The organism is Bacillus sp. PK3-067, from assembly GCF_056738645.1.
In genome coordinates this window covers 912818-933522 of the sequence record NZ_CP096490.1, presented here as the reverse complement: position 1 = coordinate 933522, position 20705 = coordinate 912818, and the positions used below count along the sequence as shown (strand labels likewise).

Sequence of the window (20705 nt, the reverse complement as noted above, 5' to 3'; positions counted from 1 at the left end):
AGACAGTACAATTCAACTATAATGAACACGCTTTCATAATTATCATTTTATTTATAAGCAAGAGGAGGAATTATTATGGCTCAAGCAAAATCTAATCGAGTCGCCGGCAATATTTTCAAAGGTTCTGTCGGCAATTTAATTGAATGGTACGACTGGTACGTTTACTCTGCTTTTGCTGTTTATTTTTCAGCAGAGTTCTTTCCTAAAGGCGATCCAACGAGTCAGTTACTAAACACAGCGGCTATTTTCGCAGTTGGATTTTTAATGCGCCCTATCGGAAGTTTATTAATGGGACGCTATGCAGATCGGCACGGACGCCGGGCGGCATTAACCCTCTCCATTACGGTTATGGCCGGTGGTTCTTTAATTATTGCCTGTACACCGAGTTACGAAAGTATCGGTATTATGGCGCCAATTATTTTAGTTCTTGCCCGTTTACTACAAGGATTATCACTTGGTGGAGAGTACGGAACTTCCGCAACGTATTTATCTGAAATGGCTAGTAGTGGACGCCGTGGTTTTTATTCAAGTTTCCAATATGTAACGCTCGTTGCTGGACAGATGGTTGCGTTAGGCGTTCAAATTGTTCTTCAGCAATTACTAAGCGAACCAGATATGAAAGCTTGGGGATGGCGTATTCCATTCATTATTGGAGCGATGGGCGCAGTAGCTGTATTATGGCTTCGCCGCACGATGGATGAGTCGGAGCAGTTCTCAAACATAAAATCACAAAAACGTGAAAGCGCAGGAACCGTTCGCGCGCTTATGAAACATCCGAAAGCAGTATTAACAGTAGTCGGCCTAACATTAGGAGGCACTGTTGCATTTTATACGTACACAACATATTTACAAAAGTTCATGGTAAACACAGTCGGCCTTCCGAAAGAAGTTGTAAGCTGGATTAACTTTGTCGCACTACTTATATTCGTCGTACTTCAGCCAATTGCAGGGCTATTATCCGATAAAATTGGACGCCGCCCACTATTAATGGCATTCGGTATTCTCGGAACATTACTAACAGCACCGATCTTCTTCTTCATGGAAAAAACGACAGAACCAATCGTAGCATTTTTACTCATGATGGTCGGTCTCATTATCGTTACTGGTTACACATCAATTAATGCAATTGTAAAAGCAGAACTCTTCCCAACTGAAATTCGCGCACTCGGCGTAGGTTTACCATATGCACTAACAGTCGCGATATTCGGCGGAACAGCTGAGTTCATCGCATTATGGCTAAAAAGTATCGGAATGGAATCACTCTTCTACTTCTACGTAGCTGGATGTATCGCGATCAGCTTTATTACGTATTGGCGTATGGATGAGTCATCGAAAACTTCGCAGATTGAGGCGGAGCTTGGTGGTGGGGATAAATTAGTTAATAATAAGTCTAGTTAAAATTATGTATTCTAGTATCTTCGTTTATTTGAAAAAGCATAATTCACTAATATGCAATTTAAAAACCTCTACTTATATGTAGAGGTTTTTGTATGACGAAAAAACACGTAGTTCCATTGTTATTTTACAAACCCAGCTTCTATTCGATATAGTGACAGCACATAATTTGAAGTTTAAATAACGATGTCTTGATAACCAACTTCTACAACTTGCTCATTTTCAAATTTCACCCCGACACCGTCCTCTTCCCAGGTACAATTGAATATTAATCCAACTCTTCTAATTCCATCTTCAAAATCTGGTAATATAATTAACCCAACAGGTTCCACCAATTTTCCTAGTTCTTGAATGGTTGTTATAATCGGCGCTATTTTATCAGCAGATTCATCACCTACCATATCTCTATATTCCATATATTCTTCTTTATAATACTCGAATATCGCTTGTTCAGCTTCTTTTGTAAGTTTGTTTATATCAGTAATGAACTTCCTATATGCTTCTTCTTGAATTTTAGGAATTAAATCATCTTCTTCTCCATCAATAGTTAAAGAAACTATTTTTTCCTGCCCAAAAATAGTTATCTTTTGTTGTCCGCTCCAATATAAATCGTGAACAATTTCACCAAATAATTCATGGTTTATTTTTTTCATAATTTTATTCTCCTGAATTTTTTCTCGATAACCAATTACGCCCATATTCCCCGAATAAAAAAAATAAACTCATGTTAAACTTTTCTTATTCTTTAGAAACACAGCTATTACATTTCCATTCTTATCAATAACTACTCTCAAATTGTTAATACGCCTTCAATTAGCTGTAGCACCAATAGATTCTTTGAAGGTTTGTCCGTAATAAATAACATGATTATAAATTTTAAAAATAAATGTTATAGTCACCCAAAATAAAAAGCGTGAGCTATTGGACCCACGCTTAAGAAGCATTTTAGTTTAAATGTTTTTATAAAAGTTAATTTTTTAGTTATTATTTTTACACATTTTTTGTGTTTTTCCCCAGACCTCTATTAAAATTCTAAATTCATAAGAAGCAAATAAATGATTAAAAGATTGTAACCCCTACTATAAGAAATACTATTATTACTAAAGGAAGAATGATAATCATAAAGGATATTATTATTGTTAATAATGCTTTCCATGCTGAGAATTGGTGTGCTTCTCCTAAACATTTTAAGGAAATAATGATTGTCCAAATTGCAATAACTATATCAATTATGGCAAAAATAATAAACAAAATCGTTAAAGTTATGCTACTATCCATTTTCGGTGTCTCACTCGTAAAGTTTTCTATCCCAAACAAGAAAAATGAAGGCACCCAAACTAATATAAGAGAGTAAACGTAAGGGATATAAGAATAGGCAACTGCGTAACGTGTTTTTTCAAAGGTACCTTGTCCACCAAGTTTTTTTGCCACCCAATTAAATAACGCTGGTAGCAAAAAATAATAAATTAAGAAAGCAACGAAGGTACCGAATATAACCATTGAGATTATTGAAACTGGACTACTTATTGAATCCCCCATATTTTTAGAAGATGCTCGATCTAAAGTCTGTACGAATGAGCCTAGTAAAATGAGTAAAAACACATTCTTTGGTTTGGATATAAAAATTTCTTTCATTGTATCACGTGGTTTTGTCCAAATGGAGAACCAAGGATTAAGCGCACGTTTAAATTGATTTTCTGGAGTTTCCATATAAAAAACATTCCCCTTTCTTAAAACATACTAAATGTAAATTCCTAATTATCCCAGTTATGTACATAGAAATATTAAAGCATAAATAGTCGATTATTTAAATATAAATATTCAATTATTTAATTTCATCTGAAACTCAGGCGGAGTGCTTCTTAGCAATTACCTCTATATTGTCTTGCATTTTTAACTATGGGCTGAGTAGTTACTTTCATTTTTGAGTACCTCACATTCTTTAATACATTGGATAAACAGTTATAATCTTATCATCCTATTAAAGAAGGGTTATTTTTAACGCTTCCTCAAGCATTGTATTAAAATCATTATATGTGTTCATTACCGTACCTGATGGTTTATCAAGTTCTAAATAAGTACCGTCTGATAAGCTCTTACAAAACCACGCAATATTTGAATCGCCAAAGAAAAGATACTCTTTTTGAAATTCATTTTCATACCAAATCTTATTCGTGTCTATAAAGCCGCAAATATGTTCATCTTTTTTTGTTTCTAGTAAAGAAGAATCAACTCCGTAAAGTACTAGTCCATCAAAGTCTAAACCATTTACAGTTTTAAGAAACTCTTCGTATTCCCTCGGTAAATCAACATTAAATTTCTCTTTTACATGTTCTCTTAATCTTTGAACTTCAGTATCCGTTGCGGGTGTATTCAGCTTATAATTAACACTTTTCAATATATCTCCAATTTCCAAAATCATATTTTTCCACATATAAATTTCACCATTGCTTCAGCTTGAATCAGTTCAAAAATTTCTTTTTCATTTCCCTCATAATTGTTTAACATTCTTAGAATTTTTAAATCCTTTACATCCATGTCACTAACTCCTATCAATTATTTTAGGACTTTCTTTTACATGTTTGCTTCTGAATCCCATACCTCGATAAATTCAAAACCTTTTAAATCACTTTCTAACACTGTATTTCTAAATTCATCTGATACAAAAATGGAAGGAATATGTAATATTTCATTTAAGTAAACTTTAAATATTGTTTGGTTCTTAACCATATTAGGTAAGAATGCGTATTTTTTGAAATCTATTACTAAGCCAGAACGTAGTTTCTTTAGTATAGCTTTCTCATAGTTAATAGCATCTAGTGCATTTAAAACGTTAATTATATAATACACTTCTCCCGTCACATCATGAATTAGGGGAAGAAATTCTACATTATCACCAAGTATAGACTCTAAAAATTTTTTAGCTTTCCCACTAACCATTGGCGTACCAACTTCTCCCCAAAAATGAGGCAAATCACTTTGATTTCCTTCTTCTACACATTTAATACGTATTTCTCCCCATGAATCAGATGCTTTTACTGCCGAGTCAATTTTCCCTTCAAAATACTTTTTAGAATCTTCTTCTAAGTTCAATAGTTGAAAGGATTCATAGTCATCAAATGAACTCTTTAATTCCCAAATTTTCATTTTTACTCTCCTTTGTTATTTTTCTATCCTTCCTTTATCTAAATGTAATTCTATATTCATGATGTTGCTTCTCTCTTTTCCATAGTCTTTACTGACTATAGGAGAACCGCGATTATATACTTAATATTCAATACAGACTCTTTAAAAGGTTTCCTGTGTTCTACCTCAACCTTCAAATAAAGAATATATGTATGATTAAAACTAATTATATTTTTTTACCTTTAAAGGAATAGATATAAAATACAAATCTATAGCATAAATAGTAATCAAAATACCTTTACCTTCATCAGCAAACTTTGATTGATGAAACTTTTCTGAAACTTTTCTTTTCCCCCATTTTTTAGGAAACCATTGAAATCCTGAAAACATATAATTAATCTACCTTTTCATTAAAATTTTGCTAGTTTATTTCTTAACTCTAGCTCTTCAACTGTTTCAAAACCTTAAAAAAATAAACTATCGATTTAATTATGATTAAAAAATACATTGTATTCTTTAGATGCCTTTTTCAATCCAAAAACTATTTTTCTTTTTTCCATGATATTCGAAATTCCCCACCATGTTCTTCCGTTTTAATTTTAACCTTATATGTATCATCCTTAGGCACTTTAATATTTTTTTCGCCTTCGCCACTATTAAACTCTAGTATTGTATTATCATTTGAATCCACAACATAAGCAATTATAGTTCCTTGTTTAGTTTTATCATCAAAAGAAAAAATCCAATTCTCACCTTTTTTAACTTTCCTATCTTGAGTTGCAGATCCAGTAAATTTTCTATAATCTCCAGATATACTACCTGATACACTATCTGAAGAACCATGAACTTTACCACCCACAATAGTTCCCTCTCTTGTAAAACAACCACTAAGAATTACTAAACACAAAACAAATAAAATTGTATTTTCAAAAATTTTCACTATCATTACCCCTTCTACTCCCAATAAAATTTTCACCATTAAACTTATAAAAATAACTATAATAAAAAATTATATCCAATAAGATATATATATTTTATTATAGTTATAAATTCCAAATTATTATTTCAAATCTTCACACAACTTAATTTCATCCTCATTTATGTAACCAGTAAAAATAACTTCTGATATGTATTCATGGTTTAAAAACATATTATATTCAGTTAAAACATTTCCAATAGGATAATAACAAGCCACATAATCCCAAGTTTCCTTAGTTTTTGAAGTTTCCTGTTTTCTACCATATATCATCAAAGGTTGCTCCCACGTTTTAAATTACTCCAGTCTTATATTAATCCCGTTTTTTTGTAAATTTATCATAAAATTTCTCTTGCGCCCACCGTCCGAATTTTAAAAAACATATTAAACCTGCTCCCAAAATGATGAGAACGATAGTTCCTAATAATTTTTCCCACCAATTGTTGAATGGAGTAATCATTAACCCTATAATAGATACGGATATTACGACATAAACTAAAATATATAATGGTTTATACGATGGTGTTTTCATATCATTTTTTCTCCTCATGTTTTTCAAATTTAAAACTACTTCCCACAGTAACCCCCTCTAAAACAGGAACTGTTATACCAGTTTCTTTTCCAACGCTACCTTTCAAACCTATTGCGCCCAATCCCAAATCACCTTTAATTTTCAGGTCTGTATCTCCAATAATCGGCAACAAATCTGGAAAATGTAGCATACTTACTTCTACTTCATACTTAAGTGTAGAAGCTTCCGATGCTGCTTTTAAGGAGTAATCGTCAATACCTGCTATAACTTCTAATGAGCAAAATATATATTGGTTAATTTCACCAAACACATTGTAATATATTATTCCGAACTTTTAAACACTTTATCTTTCTATTGAATATTCTACTTTTACTTGCTTTACAAGATTTTATGCAAAAAAGACCACCAAAAGGCAGTCTCAAAACTCAATCCTATTCCCCGTTCCGCACTCCACCGCTTTCTCATACAAATACTTCGCAGCGATAATATCTACTACTGCCAAACCAACTGATTTGAAAATAGTAATCTCTTCATCATTTTCGCGTCCAGCTTTTTCCCTGCTTATAATTTGTCCAAGTTCGGTATGGAGATTGCTAGTTTTATCAGAATTTGAAGGTCACCTGTTTCTAAATCACATTCAATTAAGCAATCCTACAAATGCCTCTTCTTCCTCATCTATAAAACCTACAAATATAATTTCTTCAATAGCATCATGATTAAATACAAATGTATAATCAGGATCAATATATCCTTCTGGATAAAAACAGCCTATGTAGTCATACATAACCGGTTCTTCAACCATAAGTAGTTGTTTTCTCCCGTAAATTACAACCTTTTTTGTCCCTCCTTTTAACAGAACAATAGAGCCATTTGGTAACAGCTTTTCTTTAGAAAATTGCATAATTCTCCGCCCTTTCTTATACGGCTGATATATTTTTCAAAGATTATTTAAATAGCGCAGAATCTCACTTGCACCATCCTGTCGTTTTCGATTAAGTATTATTTATCCCTATCACCCAAAATAGAAAAAAGATATCTCTGCTATCTAAATATAATTCCACATTCATGAGATTAACTCTCCCTCCTATTTTTTCTATCCTTTAACCAACTAGAAGAAGAATGCGATTATATACTTGAAATGCAACAAATCCTCTTTAAAAGCCTATACGTATTTTCCCTCCATCTTCTATATGCTTCCGTAAATAATAATACTTATGGAGTTCTATAATCATATAAAACAAAACAAACGAAAACACTGTGCATGCAGACATAAATACAATTGCCCCCATCTGTTGTGTTGCAGTGCTAAGAATTATATTAGCAATTAACTGCCCCGATCCCGCTGCAATAGCTGCTACTTTTACACCACCAGTTCCTTTCGATGATTTTGATTTTTTTCTTGGTTCCTGAAGTTTTTCAATATGATTTTTATAAAAATAATACAAAGCAAAACCATACAAACCAAATGAAAGAATAAAATAGATGGGAGTTTGTAATTGTAACACTTCATAAGCATATTTTTGAGTTATAACCAATAATCCGACTGAACATATGGCGCCATATACTCCTCGAAATAGGGTGTATTGTAATTGTCGTTTCCGAGGATTGATAGCAATCCATATCGCCCACAAATTTAAAAAAACAACTGGAGGAGTTACTATATATACATAGAGTAATCGAAAAGGATTCGCAAAAGCGGGCAACAGAATAAATATGTCCGCTCCCACAAGAACAAGGGCAATTATTTGGAATCTTATTTCATTTACAGGATAAAGAGCCATATAATGTGCAAAAGCTTTCTTATTAAAATCTATAATTTTTTTCATATTAATTAAACCACCCCGCTACTGTTGACCAAGTTTTTTTCGCACCCGTTTTCACCATATCTTTAATACTATCATCTTCACCATCACCATCTAAATCAACATCCCATTTCACACCTTCTGTAAAATATGTTAGTCCTACTGAAACAGCAAATCCAGCTGCCGCAACCGCCAGAACTGGTGCTGCTGGGAGGGCAGCAACTGTAAGAGCCGTTGCCCCTACGGTTACTGCTCCTCCTACAACAACATTACCAATAATATCCCCGGCGATTTTATCATTTGATTCATTATTTTTGATATTCTCACTTGTATCCGTATATGAGTCTATAGCCACACTAAACCATCCAAGTTTATCCTTTAAAGCCATTTTAGACGCACTTAGCGCACTTCCATTTTTTATAAGAGCATCTATTTCTTTTATCGTCTTGCTAGCAGTTCCATTTTTCATTTTTGCCGCGACATCATCTACATAATAAATCTTATAATCCCTATACTTTCCATTAATTTTTTTATTGCCCTTAAAACCGGAATATTCTCTTACAAGGACGCGTTGTGCTCTTCTGTCCAAATCGTATGTTACCTTATAACCATTAATTACTTTATGAGCTGTATTCCCTACTACAACTGCACCTGTAAGTGTTCCAAATGTATTCCCCGCTCCATCCAATGGTGCATTCCAATTGAATCCAGTCATACCTAAAAATGACTCTTTTTTGTCTACTTCACCAGATTCAGAATCCTTATTTAATCTTTCAACTTCACGAGCTTTATCTTCTGTAATTGTTTGAATAGGCCCCGTCCAATCCATATTCAATCCTTGTGTACTAAATGTACCGCTGACAACACTAAACCCTTTCCCACTCTGAACTTCCGCAAGACCTGCAGCAATACTAGTTGCTAATTGCAGTGCTGTACTATAGTTATTACTAGAGGTCTGATTGAATTGATACAAATGATCCAGCTTTTCTTGCAGTTTTTGCCTCATAACAATAAAAAGATTTACCATGGCATCCATACCCGGCATTGGCATAGCTTGATTGACAGCTTCCATACTTGTTTTCATTCGGTCAATTTCCCGAATTTGTTCTAATATCTCTTGTTCAATTACATCTGTGGAAGCGACTTGTGATTGAAATTGACTTGGAAAAGCACCATTCTGACGGATTAATTCTTCACACAAATAAATGATTCCTTGTGCCAAAGGTCGAAAAGTTTGTACAAAAAATGCTTTTGCACTGCTATATGTTTGCCCCTGTAACACAGTATCAGTTGCAAAAGCATCAATCGACTGAATTGCTTGTTCCATACCTTGAATGGTGGCCGTACATACAGCATTCATACTTTGAGTTTGGTTTTGTACTTCTCCCAAATACATATTTAAACTCATGAATTAGCCTCCTTTACTAATTGTTGTTGCTGATATGAAAGATCATTTTCTAAATCACTAAGATCTCGTTTCTCTTTAAACAATGTTTCTTTTTGGCTTTCCAATTCAAATGTAAGTTTTCGTTCGATGTATTGTGCTTCTTGACGAATATCCATAAAAAACAATGACATTTCTCTATCTTTATGCCAAGTTCCTAAAATACGATCAAACAAACGATGGTTTTGATTCTTCCATACATGAAAATCTTCTTCTACTTTTTCCTGTTTTTGAATCGCAGATTGATTTCGGTCTTGTTCTTCAAATACACTTCGTAACTTTTGATTTACTTGATTAATTTGTTTTTCAATATGTTGACTCATCTTTTTCCTCCTACTATTTTACTTTACGTAGGTTGTCACATTAGCGAAAAGTGTTGTGAAGTTCATTATCCATTCTCTCAAATTCATTAGATACCGAATGAATATTATCAACCGCTTGTTGAAAGGCAGCGGAAAATTGTTTCGTCAAGTCTAAAACTTGCTGATTCGCTTCTTGTGCTTTGAAGTTAACAGATAATGTTGTACGCGTCGCTTTTGTTATGGAACGACTTGTTGCACTTTGAATCCTATCAGAGGCTGATCCCATTTTCGTAGCAATTTGCGTTGCTGTTTGTAAATTACTTTGAAATTGTCCCATTCTTTCAAACCCTTTCTATAAGTTTTCCAAATGCATCAAAGAAATCTCATTAAATATATATCCCTATCAATATCACTCGCTCTAGGCATGCAATCAAATGAGCCATACAATATAAGCTGTATGGCTCATTTAAAATACTTGTTATATAGAGTACGACAATTTTTATTTCAAACCGAAATTACGTGATAATTCTTCATCATGAGAAGCAACAGCCTCTGCAGTTTTATTAAGCTGCATATTAATCTCTTGTAATAGCTGTGCAAAGTTTTGTACCTTTGGCTTTAATTGATTGAACTGTTGGTCAAAACCTTCAAAAGCACGACCTTCCCATTCTCCTCTTAATTCATTTTGCAAGTTTTGTAGTTGACTTAAAATGTCCTCAATTTGATTTGCACCTTGTCCATATCGAGCCGCTTTCGATTTAAGCTCCTCTGGTGACATACGAATTTGTCCAGCCATTTTCATTTCCCCTTTAATACATAATGAGCAAAATATTTATTGGTTAATTTTACTAAACATATTATAATCTATTATTCTGAACTTTTAAACGTTTTATCTTTCTATTGAATATTAGAATATGAATATTCAATTCTAATCATTAAATATCCTACTTTTTCTAGATTTACAAGATTTTATGCAAAAAAGACCACCAAAAGGCAGTCCCTCAAAACTCAATCCCGTCCCGCGCTCCACTACTTTCTCATACAAATAATTCGCAACGATAATATCTACTACAGCCAAACCAACTGATTTGAAAATAGTAATCTCTTCATCATTTTCGTGACCAGCTTTTCCCCCTTATAATTTAACCAATTTCGGCGTGGAGATTGCTAGTTTTATCAAAATTTGAAGACTACCTGTTTCTAGATCCTATTCAATTAAGCAATCCTACAAATGCCTCTTCTTCCTCATCTATAAAACCTATAAATACAATTTCTTCAATATCCTCATGATTAAATACAAATGTATAATCAGGATTAATGTATTCTTCTGGATAAAAACAGCCAATATAGTCATACATCACAAGTTCTTTAATCCCAAGTTTTTGTTTTCTTCCATCGTTATTTATGTGAATTCAGCTCGTTTTTTGTTTTGGGTGAAAAAATTTTTAACTTGATAGCAATGTGGCGCTGCCCCTATTAGGCAAATTCGACAAAGAAAAAACACCCAAAGGTGCTTTTTTCCGACTTGAACCATCTTAATTTTATTGTGTTGTTATTATATAAGAAAAGAAGACATCGCTTAAGATGTCTTCTTTTACTTGTACACTTGGTGTTAAGAAGGTATTTATTGCTTAAAAACCATAAAAAAATATAACAATCATCGAGTAAACCTATTATAGCATCAATAAATAGAGTTTTTATATGCATATTTACATATATATAGATTTATTTATGTTTTATCTATATAGTTAAATTGTCTGTTTCTTGTTTTAATTCGTTTGTTTATTTTGAGTGCTCCAGCAATGGAGCCTTTTTTTATGCAATAAAACATTTTCTTAGCATTACTTAGTTGATCTATATTAACTTTACCCTCTTAAATTATATCTATATTTTACCAAATAATTATATAGATAACCAGTTTTTTCTAATAATCTAGTGAATTGATAATTTTAATGTTAGTTGTTAATACCCCATAGAAAAATTCATTATGCAATGAAAATTGAGAAATCAAGAATTATAAAAAACTTATAGTATCTTTTGTAAAGGTATATTTTTAATTTGTATATTAATATGTTATAATTTAATTTCTAAAACTACCAAAAAAGGACTGCCAGTAATGGTGGTCCTTTTTTATATTGATGAGATTGTACTAGGTTGAGCAAAAAAATGGAACCGAAAAAGTTATTTCTAATGAGGATAGCCTTCTTATGATGAAGTTTCATTCAGTGGATCTGCAAGCAAACATAAAATAAGGAAAAAATTACAATTTTACTTTACGTGGATATAGAGTACCTATACTTTCATGGTTTCCAAATTTAGATGGTGCCGAACCACAAAATTAGCACTATTCTTTAATAAAAAATCCTACTCATTTTTTAATGGGTAGGATTTTTTATTAAAGAGCTATTTCGTATTAATTTATGCCATCATTTAATATGCTATTTTTAAATGTTTTCCAAATTTGATAACTTATTATCTAAATTTCTAAATTCTATACAGCACTATCATTTAAACAATTATTAAATATATCTTCTATCTAAAACATCGTATTATCATTAGCTGCTTCACTTGGAATCTCTTGAATTACATCCCAGTGTTCGACAATCTTTCCATCCTTGATACGAAATATATCCACTATAGCAACTCCCTTATCTTGAGAATTAGTACGAGAATGTACATGAAGAGCAACTGTATCCCCTTCAGCTACTACACGTTTAATCTCTGCAGAGGAATTAGGATTTTTAACAAAATCCTCCTTAAAGAAATCCATGAAGGCTTTTCGTCCATCAGCAACAAAAGGATTATGTTGCTTATAATCTTCGCTAACATATTTAGGGATAATATCGATATTATGTTTGTTAAAAACTTCATTATAGAAATCAACTACCATCTTTTTATTCTTTTCATTTTCTTTTACTTCTTTTGATGCAGAAGCGACATTTTCGCTCTTAATTGAGTTCCCTTTGTTATTACCAGCGGAAGCTTGATATACCAAAGTCGAAACTACTCCTAAAATAAATACAGAAATAATTGTTATGATTAAACTTTTCTCTAATTTCATATATACCTACCTCTTCTACTTAAATAAGTTTTCTTCTATAAAAAGCTTGAAGAAGGAGAAACCTTCCCCAAAATGTAATGTCAGGGGTAATGTTAGAAATTTCATTTATCCTAACCTCCCCCTATACAAGGCATATTAAAAACGATTCATTCTAACTTAATACCTCATTAACAGTTGCACTGTCCACAATTTGAATAAACTTCTTAACCTTATCGTTCTCATCAAACTTATAAAGGTGACAAAAATCTGCTATGAACGATTTCCCTGTAGCTTTATATGTCCCACTATATTTTCCATACACGATCACAGTATTGTTATTAAAAGCATAGATTTCATCTTTAGCGCTATAGTCATCCCATTCTGTGCCAAGACGTTCATGTACGTTTTTCACTACTTCATCTGGACCTATATAAGTACCTGCATATGGAAACCCAGCAGCTTCTGTCCAAGATACATTTTCACTTAAATACGTTTTGAACGCATCCAATTTCCCTTCGCCAGTTAACACATACGTTTCATGTAATAGCTTTTGATATTTATTCATATCATTAACCCCAAGGCATTTCTTTTGTTACAACTTTTGCACTTAATTCTAATACACCTTTATTTGCATAGCCTGGATATGCTGCTTCAAGTTTTGCCACAAAATCTTTTGAAGTTCCACTTTCCTCAGAAGCTTGAACCGCCGTTCTTAGATAATCCATTGTCGCAGTAAGTGCTTGATTATTTAGGGATTTTTCAATTGATCCATGGCTAGGCACAATTATGTCAGCATGTAACGCTTGTAATACTTTCAAGTTCTCAATCCACGCCTCCATAGCCGCTTTTGAGTTAGTGTCCGCTAAGAATACATGTATTTCGTTAAAGACATCAATACCACCAATTAATACTTTTAGTTCTTTATTAAATAGGCTAGTTCTGTAATGATCTAAGCCTACTAGTTCAAATGTTAACCCCTGAAAATCAATCGCTTTTTCTTTAAACACTTGAGGTAATACCACGTTACTTGGTGCATTTTCTCCAAGGACATCTTTCCAAACTTTTAATTTCCCTAAGACAGAATGAACGATATGTTCAACAGTAGACTCTGTTGCATACGCTATAGCTTCTGGGTAAACGGCTTTAATGCTCTCTAATCCAAAGTAGTAGTCTGGATCCCCATGAATAATAAAGATTTTATCTAAAGATAAGTCATTTTTTTTCAGATACTCAACAATTTCTTTCGAATCAGATTGAGTAAATTTTGAGTTTATTAACAATGCATGTCCTGCTTTCTCAACTAATGTTGCTGTGACCATAAAGCTTTTTTCGTCCGAACTAAACACCGTTAATTTCACATCTTTTTGATTTGTATCGATTGTTTTAAACATAATATGTTATTCTCCTTTTGTTAAAGTTATGAACTAATTATCATATTTTTATCTTGTTCCGATAAAGTGAAACTTTAATCAGTGGGGGGGTTGTTCATCCCCCACTGATTATTAGCCCACACCAATCGGACTTTTACGGACAGTTGATCCCCCACCTAACTTCTTTGCTTCCACTGAATTTTGAGGTGGGGGTCTTACTGCCCGTTAAAGCGGGATAAAATCTCCCACTCCCATTTATCTGAAAGTGTAATAGTACTGGCGAGTATTCCGGAGATAAATGTCAGGTGGCTTAAGATAACATGTTTGCTACTATATCCTAAATTTTCTTAATATAAATTTTTAAAACGCGCTTCAATTTTATCCGGCGTCATTACGCCACCACCAATAGGAATAATTTGATTATCCTTTTGTAAAAGTAAGGAAGGATAGCTATTAACACCAAGCTGTCGAACTTTATTGAAATCATTTTGGACATCTATTATTGTTTCTTGAGCGTTTAAACGTTCTAATACTTGTTCAGGGTCCAAACCATGCTCGATTGCAATTTTGCGATATGTTTCAGGATCACTCAGACTTTGGCCCTCATAATAAAACGCTTTTTGCATAGCAGAAGTAAATTCTAATAAACGGTCTGGCGCTAATGAGCGTAAAGCTGAAAAACCAATTGCAGCATCTTTCGAATTCATTTTAAAAGTCCCTTCCTCCACCAATTTTTGATAGGAAGGACCAAATTCAGCACCTGTAAGTTGATTAATTCTTTTATTTCCTTCTTCTATATATGAGAAGTTTTTCATTGGTAAATTATCTAAAAATAACCCTCCACATAAAACCGTTAATGGCACTTCAGTGTGGTTTTTGTAAAATCCTTTAATACTTTCTGAAAAACCATAGCACCATCCACAATATGCATCCCATACGTAAATAAGGTTATCTTGTTTCGTCTCCATTTAAATCTCCTACCTTTTTTTTATTATCCAGCTCAACTAAATTTTTGGTTTATATAAGTACATCTTTTTATACCTTGTTCTTTTTTAGATACCTTACTATATTTCCCCAAAACTAATATTTCCAAAGAAAGATCCACCAAGGTTTTTTACAAAAGATAACGTTGCACCTTATTGCCCCGTAACAGAAAATACTAAAGCTTAGAATATGCATTGATTTGAATGTGTTAGTAACTTTCTACACCGGGTGGCAACGTATGGACCACCATCCTTAATTAAATATATAAATCATATTTTTAGCAGATATTAGTTGTAACTAAATTGATTACATCTTTATGTAACCATTTTAGTTACAACTAATATAGAAGTCAATTCTTTTTTTCGAAAACATTAAATTTCTATATTATAACGAAATTCTGTGTTAACTTGTAAAAAAAAAAGAGGAGCCATCTCCTCTTCATAAATAAACACTATTTAATTTGTTCCTTATACTCATGGTTAACAACTACATACCACTTTCCTGTATCAAATTTTTCTTTATTAATCACGTAAACTTTATTTTGTCTCTTTACCTCCCCTGGTTTTAATTCCTTAGTAATAGTAGAGGTCTCACCTTTTTCAACCGCATAACTACTAGCTGCTAACACATCACTTTGATAAGCATTATCATTTTCATCCACTAAATCCACTGATGGTAAAACGGCTAATTTCATCGGTTCGTTTGTGATATTTTTCCCTTCTGCTTCTACAACAATAAAGACATGTCCATCTTCAGGTTTTTGGAATCCTATACTCTCTTTACCAACCTTATCTCTTTCTACAACTCTTTTTACAGTTACATCAAATTTAGGTGTATGAAAATCCTTGTTTACAGCATACTCTTTTTCTTTTATTTTTGATTTCTCTTTTGTTTGTTCTGTATTTTTCTGCTTTGTATTCTCTTTCGTTTTCGCCTCATCAGTTGTTTGCACTTTCTTTTCTTCTTGTTTAGAATTGGTTTCTTTAGATTCTGAAGAAGTTTTGTCGGATGTATTGCCGCAACCAGATAAATTGAATACTAAAGCGCCACCTAAAATACATGTAGTAAATTTTTTCAACATCTCTTTTTATCCCCCAATAACACGATATGTAAATTTCTTACTTATCATAGCAAAAAATATGATCTTAAATTGTTGTATCTTGTCGAATGATTAAGAATAATCAAGTTACTCCACGTCCTCTTTTATTATAAAGGTAAATATAACGTCTATAAAACCTGCTATAATAGGTTTTTACACCCTTAGCATACAATTTTTCACTTTCGGTAATGTGCCCCCTATTTGAAAGGTAATTGAAATATTAAGACCAACTGATAGAGGTGTTTATGTGGAATTATTTGAGTATTATAAAAAGAAAGGGAAGTTTAAATTTTTTATTGGAATTGGTGTTTTTATTTTGGCACTATGTGCTGTATATGAAAAGTGGGGACATATTAATTGGGGACAGGTTATTTTTATTGTTATAGTTTCGTTTGTTTTTTTAGGAATTGGGTTTTTGCAATTAAGAAAAGGGAAGTTATTAGAAAAAAATATTGTTAAAAATAGTATAACACTTTGGGATACTAATACTTTTGTATTATTAGAATTACCAGAAGGTAATAAACATTTTGGATTATATACTCCTGATGGAGCTTATGTAGCAGGAACAAAGCTAATTTCAACTGATATGATGACAGTATCTTCTTTAAAAAATAATCACGTTGTTGGATTGGAAGCAAGTGATGGAGAAATTCTTGCATACTTTCATAGTGAAGTTGAAAATCATGATTGGGCTATTTATGATTCGAATTATAATTGTGTAGGTATGTTTAAAGAAAATATGATACAAGGATTTGGAATGGTACGTGGTTCTTTGATGAATGAAAAAGAAATAAAAATTTCTGAGATAGAAGTGGAATTTGATTTTTTCGAAACGTCGTTTCATACAATGGATGATCGTATATTAATAAACTGCAAGAGGGGATATATGCCTTTAGAATGGAGTGAAAGATTTGGCTTAAATGTACCTATTATTAAATTAGGTAATAATATTTCTAATACTGAAAAAATATTTGGTTTAGGTATTCTTCTTTATATTTTAGAAACAATTAAAGTAAGAAAAAGTAGGATTTTTAATGATTAGAATTAAATATTTACATTATGAAATTTATTGGATCTTTTATTAGAGATTACATCGCCGAAAGTGAAGTATTGTATATTTTGGAATTACTTTATATGTACTTCTTAAAATTGATGAGCATTTGTTATGCCAGAACCAACTGGAAATGGAAACGGCAAGCGATTATACTCCGCTTGCCGTTTTTTCATAGCTTCGTATGTATTTGAATCCCTTTCGCTTTCTCTTCATCACCCTTCACGCGTACAATTAAATCATATGCCCCGGGTTTTGGCGCTTCAAAAGAAAGCAAACCTTCTTTTTGAGAAGTGACTTCTTCTTCATAAATGACCTTATCATCTTTGGTGACTTGCAATAAAATCGTACCTTCTTCAACTGCTGCCTCATAAGGAATTTCCACATTTCCTTTTTCAGCTTTAAGCGTTTGTACATCGTAATACCCTTGCAAAGAACCAATTGTTAAAGTCGTTTCGCCATTTTTTTGAACCTTTGTGACTTTTGTTGCTGTATTACATGCGCTTAACAATACAACAAGAGTGAAAATGAGAAATGAACGAAGCAATTTCATAGAGAGTCCCCTTCCTTTAAATATATTAAGGTTAAAATATACAATCTAACATATCATTACAATTATAGTTGAAAAATAAGGAAAATTATATAACAGGAAATGCAACTATAAACAATCGCTGACCATTAATCTACAACCATTCACACACCCCAACACAAAACCAAAAAGCACCAGGTCCCCCTGGTGCTCTCCCTCTAAAACAAATGACAAGCCACCTGATGCCCTTTCGCAATCTCAACCATCTTCGGTACTTCCTGTGCGCATTTTTCAGTGGCGAATTTGCAGCGCGTTCTGAATTTGCAGCCGGATGGTGAGTTGAGCGGGCTTGGTACTTCTCCCTCTAGGATAATCCGTTCTTTTCCTATGTTTGTTGGATCTGGTTCTGGCATGGATGAGAGTAGTGCTTGTGTGTATGGATGTGCCGGTTTTGTGTATAGGTCTTCGCTGTCGGCAATTTCTACTATGTTTCCTAAGTACATGACTCCGATGCGGTCTGATATGTGCCTTACCATCGATAGGTCATGTGCGATGAATAAGTATGTGACGCCTGTTTCTTCTTGGATGTCTTGCAGCATGTTTACGACTTGTGCTTGGACTGAGACATCGAGTGCTGAGATTGGTTCGTCACATAGGATAAAGTCTGGTTTTACAGATAGTGCGCGCGCGATGCTAATGCGCTGGCGCTGGCCCCCGCTAAATTCGTGCGGGTAGCGATATAAATGTTCTTCTTTTAAGCCTACCTTTTTGAGCAGGTCTAATATGATTTCTTTTTGTTCTTCTTTTTCATAAGATCCATGAATGTTCATTGGCTCACTAATAATTTGGAATACGTTCATTGCCGGGTTTAATGATGCGTATGGATCTTGGAAAATGATTTGCATTCTTTTTCGATATTCTTTTAGTTCACTTTCCTTTAAACTTGCGATATCTTTTCCGTCAAATAAAACGTTACCTGAAGTGACATCGTGTAAGCGAATGATACTTCTTCCTGTCGTTGATTTTCCGCAGCCAGATTCTCCTACTAACCCGAATGTTTCACCCTTTTTAATAGTGAAGCTTAAGTCATCGACTGCTTTTAATTGCTCTGTTTTTCTACCGAATAGTCCTTTTTTAATAGGAAAATACTTTTTTAAGTTCCGAACTTCAATTAAGTTTTCTTCATGCATGGGAATCACCTACCGCCCTATCATTTAACCAGCACATGGAACGCCTTCCGTCTCCAATTTCAAAATATGGCGGACGTTCTTTTTCACAAATGTCCATCGCATGCGGGCAACGCTCTGCGAATGGGCAACCTTGTGGCGGGTTTAATAAGTTTGGCGTTACACCTTGAATAGGAGCGAGTCTTTCTTTTACGCCGTTCGCTATTTTTGGCAAAGAGTTTAATAGCCCTTTCGTATATGGATGATTCGGCGATTGGAAAATATCAAGTACAGGTCCTTCTTCCATAATAAGCCCGCCGTACATAACGATAACGCGCGTACAGTTTTGCGCGACGATTCCTAAGTCATGCGTAATAAGAAGTAACGCCATATTCGTTTCGTTCTTTAAGTTTTTCATTAAATCTAGTATTTGTGCTTGTATCGTTACATCAAGTGCAGTCGTCGGCTCGTCCGCAATAAGAAGGTCAGGGTTGCAAGACATCGCCATTGCGATCATAACTCGCTGCTTCATACCACCGCTTAGTTCATGCGGATATTGTTTTACCCTTTCTTCTGGTGACGAAAGGCCGACTTGCTTTAACAAGTTGATTGCGATCTGCTCTGCTTCTTTCTTTTTCACTTTTTGATGACGTATAATTACTTCCATCATTTGTTTCCCAATTTTCACGACCGGATTCAGCGCTGACATTGGGTCTTGAGAGATAAGTGAAATTTGATTTCCTCTAATAGAACGTAATTCTTTTTCAGATTTAGAAAGTATGTTTTCATTATGAAAAAGGATTTCCCCTTCTTTCACTTTTCCTGGTGACATAACGAGAGACATAACAGACTTCGCCATTACACTCTTTCCGCTTCCAGATTCCCCAACGATACCGACTACTTCTCCTTTATTTAAGCGAAATGTAACGCCGCGAACCGCTTCAACTTCGCCACTTTCTATGAAAAAAGAAGTCTTTAAATTTTTCACTTCTAGTAGTTTTTCAGACACGCTTCTCACTCCTTTCACTTAACACTTTAGTTTTCATGTCCGGCTCCTTTTGGTGCGAAAGCTTTCTTCAATGCTTCACCAATTACGTTAAAACTAAGTACCGTTAAAAGGATAAGAAATCCTGGGAAGAGCGTTAAATACCAAGCTTCACCAATATATCCTTGCGCATTGTTTAGCATGCTGCCCCAAGAAGAATCTGGTTCTCTAATACCTAAACCTAGGAAACTAAGTGATGATTCCATTAAAATTGATGTCGCAATCGTTAATGTCGCGGCGATAATAATGGTTGATAAAATGTTAGGAATGATATGTCTTACAATAATCATAAGTGACTTTTGTCCTGATACTTTTGCGTATAAAACGTACTCACGCTCTTTTACAGATAACGTTTCTGCCCTTACGATACGGGCGGTGTCCATCCATGTTAGTAATCCGATAATAAGAACTAGCGTCGTAATTCCTGGTTTTAAATACGCATTTAATAGTAGCATTAAAAAGAATGATGGAATTGACATAAGCACTTCAACAACTCGCATTAAAAAGTTGTCTAACTTTCCGCCAAAATACCCGCTAATTGTTCCAACTGCAGTACCGATTGTAATAGAAACAACCATCGCAAGGAAACCGACCGCAAGTGAAACTCGTCCGCCATATAACGCTCTCGTTAAGTAATCCCTTCCGTAATCATCCGTTCCGAAAGGATGACTCATACTCGGTTCTTGTAAGCGATCTGGAATCGACATTTTGCTAGGATCGTACGGCGACACGAATGCGAAAATTGATGCGACCGTTAAAATCGCAAGTATAATAACTCCCATTGCAACAAACTTATTTTTCGTAAAGCTATGTTTTATCGTTTGAAATCTCTTATTATTCATTC

General features: G+C 33.7%; 26 protein-coding genes and 3 pseudogenes. 2 read left to right on the top strand and 27 right to left on the bottom strand.

What is annotated here, in order from left to right; all coding sequences use genetic code 11:
* The first annotated feature begins 75 nt into the window (after positions 1–75).
* A complete protein-coding gene (locus tag M1D73_RS04850; RefSeq protein WP_000035840.1) occupies positions 76–1398 on the top strand; it encodes an MFS transporter in 1323 nt (440 codons plus the stop codon).
* A gap of 173 nt (positions 1399–1571) precedes the next feature.
* On the opposite strand, the gene M1D73_RS04845 is transcribed toward M1D73_RS04850, so the two are convergent.
* The 23 genes and pseudogenes from M1D73_RS04845 to M1D73_RS04735 all read right to left on the bottom strand — a co-directional run bounded on the left by M1D73_RS04845 (position 1572) and on the right by M1D73_RS04735 (position 16052).
* Complete coding sequence (locus M1D73_RS04845; RefSeq protein WP_000723510.1) at positions 1572–2048, bottom strand: DUF6985 domain-containing protein; 477 nt, start codon at positions 2046–2048, stop codon at positions 1572–1574.
* A 406-nt stretch (positions 2049–2454) separates the two neighbouring features.
* Complete coding sequence (locus tag M1D73_RS04840) at positions 2455–3105, bottom strand: Yip1 family protein (RefSeq protein WP_000449723.1); 651 nt, start codon at positions 3103–3105, stop codon at positions 2455–2457.
* A 271-nt stretch (positions 3106–3376) separates the two neighbouring features.
* Positions 3377–3829 (bottom strand): YrhA family protein, encoded by a 453-nt coding sequence (locus tag M1D73_RS04835; protein ID WP_000265803.1) that lies wholly within the window; start codon positions 3827–3829, stop codon positions 3377–3379.
* Positions 3830–3969: 140 nt separating this feature from the next.
* On the bottom strand, positions 3970–4542 hold the full coding sequence (locus M1D73_RS04830) for an imm11 family protein (protein ID WP_000707084.1): 573 nt from the start codon (positions 4540–4542) through the stop codon (positions 3970–3972).
* 201 nt (positions 4543–4743) lie between these two features.
* A complete protein-coding gene (locus M1D73_RS04825; RefSeq protein WP_000490949.1) occupies positions 4744–4911 on the bottom strand; it encodes a hypothetical protein in 168 nt (55 codons plus the stop codon).
* A gap of 151 nt (positions 4912–5062) precedes the next feature.
* A complete protein-coding gene (locus M1D73_RS04820) occupies positions 5063–5500 on the bottom strand; it encodes a hypothetical protein (protein ID WP_013141783.1) in 438 nt (145 codons plus the stop codon).
* Between the two features lie 81 nt (positions 5501–5581).
* A pseudogene (locus M1D73_RS04815) lies at positions 5582–5794 on the bottom strand (DUF4176 domain-containing protein); the annotation flags it as partial.
* Positions 5795–5810: 16 nt separating this feature from the next.
* The gene (locus M1D73_RS04810; protein ID WP_000856858.1) at positions 5811–6029 is read right to left on the bottom strand and encodes a hypothetical protein; all 219 of its coding nucleotides are present in this window, start codon (positions 6027–6029) and stop codon (positions 5811–5813) included.
* Between the two features lies 1 nt (position 6030).
* On the bottom strand, positions 6031–6339 hold the full coding sequence (locus tag M1D73_RS04805) for a hypothetical protein (protein WP_000466642.1): 309 nt from the start codon (positions 6337–6339) through the stop codon (positions 6031–6033).
* Between the two features lie 108 nt (positions 6340–6447).
* Positions 6448–6618: pseudogene (locus tag M1D73_RS04800) on the bottom strand (ornithine cyclodeaminase family protein); the annotation flags it as partial.
* Positions 6619–6666: 48 nt separating this feature from the next.
* Positions 6667–6930 carry a DUF4176 domain-containing protein gene (locus tag M1D73_RS04795; RefSeq protein ID WP_001160636.1) on the bottom strand — a complete coding sequence of 88 codons (264 nt, stop codon included), beginning with the start codon at positions 6928–6930 and terminating at the stop codon, positions 6667–6669.
* Between the two features lie 253 nt (positions 6931–7183).
* On the bottom strand, positions 7184–7855 hold the full coding sequence (locus M1D73_RS04790; RefSeq protein ID WP_000719971.1) for a hypothetical protein: 672 nt from the start codon (positions 7853–7855) through the stop codon (positions 7184–7186).
* A gap of 1 nt (position 7856) precedes the next feature.
* Entirely contained in the window at positions 7857–9239 is a 1383-nt protein-coding gene (locus tag M1D73_RS04785; protein ID WP_000056072.1) for a T7SS effector LXG polymorphic toxin, read from the bottom strand.
* Positions 9236–9598, bottom strand: a complete 363-nt coding sequence (locus tag M1D73_RS04780) for a DUF3958 family protein (protein ID WP_000077666.1) — start codon at positions 9596–9598, stop codon at positions 9236–9238. The genes M1D73_RS04785 and M1D73_RS04780 overlap by 4 nt, the downstream gene beginning before the upstream one ends.
* 40 nt (positions 9599–9638) lie before the next feature.
* The gene (locus tag M1D73_RS04775; protein WP_000529667.1) at positions 9639–9914 is read right to left on the bottom strand and encodes a TIGR04197 family type VII secretion effector; all 276 of its coding nucleotides are present in this window, start codon (positions 9912–9914) and stop codon (positions 9639–9641) included.
* Between the two features lie 162 nt (positions 9915–10076).
* On the bottom strand, positions 10077–10373 hold the full coding sequence (locus M1D73_RS04770) for a WXG100 family type VII secretion target (protein WP_000918591.1): 297 nt from the start codon (positions 10371–10373) through the stop codon (positions 10077–10079).
* Between the two features lie 132 nt (positions 10374–10505).
* A complete protein-coding gene (locus M1D73_RS04765) occupies positions 10506–10673 on the bottom strand; it encodes an ornithine cyclodeaminase (RefSeq protein WP_481158038.1) in 168 nt (55 codons plus the stop codon).
* A 115-nt stretch (positions 10674–10788) separates the two neighbouring features.
* Positions 10789–10971 (bottom strand): annotated as a pseudogene (locus tag M1D73_RS04760) (DUF4176 domain-containing protein); the annotation flags it as partial.
* 1142 nt (positions 10972–12113) lie between these two features.
* Positions 12114–12638: a nuclear transport factor 2 family protein gene (locus M1D73_RS04755; protein ID WP_000764206.1), complete on the bottom strand. Its 525-nt coding sequence runs from the start codon at positions 12636–12638 to the stop codon at positions 12114–12116.
* Positions 12639–12789: 151 nt separating this feature from the next.
* On the bottom strand, positions 12790–13182 hold the full coding sequence (locus M1D73_RS04750) for a nuclear transport factor 2 family protein (RefSeq protein WP_001046359.1): 393 nt from the start codon (positions 13180–13182) through the stop codon (positions 12790–12792).
* A 4-nt stretch (positions 13183–13186) separates the two neighbouring features.
* Complete coding sequence (locus tag M1D73_RS04745; protein WP_000477278.1) at positions 13187–14008, bottom strand: MBL fold metallo-hydrolase; 822 nt, start codon at positions 14006–14008, stop codon at positions 13187–13189.
* A gap of 326 nt (positions 14009–14334) precedes the next feature.
* Complete coding sequence (locus M1D73_RS04740) at positions 14335–14955, bottom strand: DsbA family protein (protein ID WP_000448622.1); 621 nt, start codon at positions 14953–14955, stop codon at positions 14335–14337.
* 467 nt (positions 14956–15422) lie between these two features.
* The gene (locus M1D73_RS04735; RefSeq protein WP_000913402.1) at positions 15423–16052 is read right to left on the bottom strand and encodes a hypothetical protein; all 630 of its coding nucleotides are present in this window, start codon (positions 16050–16052) and stop codon (positions 15423–15425) included.
* A 265-nt stretch (positions 16053–16317) separates the two neighbouring features.
* On the opposite strand from M1D73_RS04735, the gene M1D73_RS04730 reads away from it, so the two are divergent.
* Complete coding sequence (locus M1D73_RS04730) at positions 16318–17112, top strand: ABC transporter ATP-binding protein (protein WP_121868494.1); 795 nt, start codon at positions 16318–16320, stop codon at positions 17110–17112.
* Positions 17113–17293: 181 nt separating this feature from the next.
* Here M1D73_RS04730 and M1D73_RS04725 read toward each other — a convergent pair whose 3' ends face one another.
* The 4 genes from M1D73_RS04725 to M1D73_RS04710 form a co-directional block, all read right to left on the bottom strand.
* Positions 17294–17674: a BA_1872 family lipoprotein gene (locus M1D73_RS04725; RefSeq protein WP_086692804.1), complete on the bottom strand. Its 381-nt coding sequence runs from the start codon at positions 17672–17674 to the stop codon at positions 17294–17296.
* Between the two features lie 194 nt (positions 17675–17868).
* Positions 17869–18840, bottom strand: a complete 972-nt coding sequence (locus tag M1D73_RS04720; RefSeq protein ID WP_000544130.1) for an ABC transporter ATP-binding protein — start codon at positions 18838–18840, stop codon at positions 17869–17871.
* A complete protein-coding gene (locus tag M1D73_RS04715) occupies positions 18833–19825 on the bottom strand; it encodes an ABC transporter ATP-binding protein (RefSeq protein ID WP_017674477.1) in 993 nt (330 codons plus the stop codon). Before M1D73_RS04715 ends, M1D73_RS04720 begins: the two co-directional genes overlap by 8 nt.
* Positions 19826–19851: 26 nt before the next feature.
* A complete protein-coding gene (locus M1D73_RS04710) occupies positions 19852–20703 on the bottom strand; it encodes an ABC transporter permease (protein WP_121868493.1) in 852 nt (283 codons plus the stop codon).
* Positions 20704–20705 lie beyond the last annotated feature (2 nt).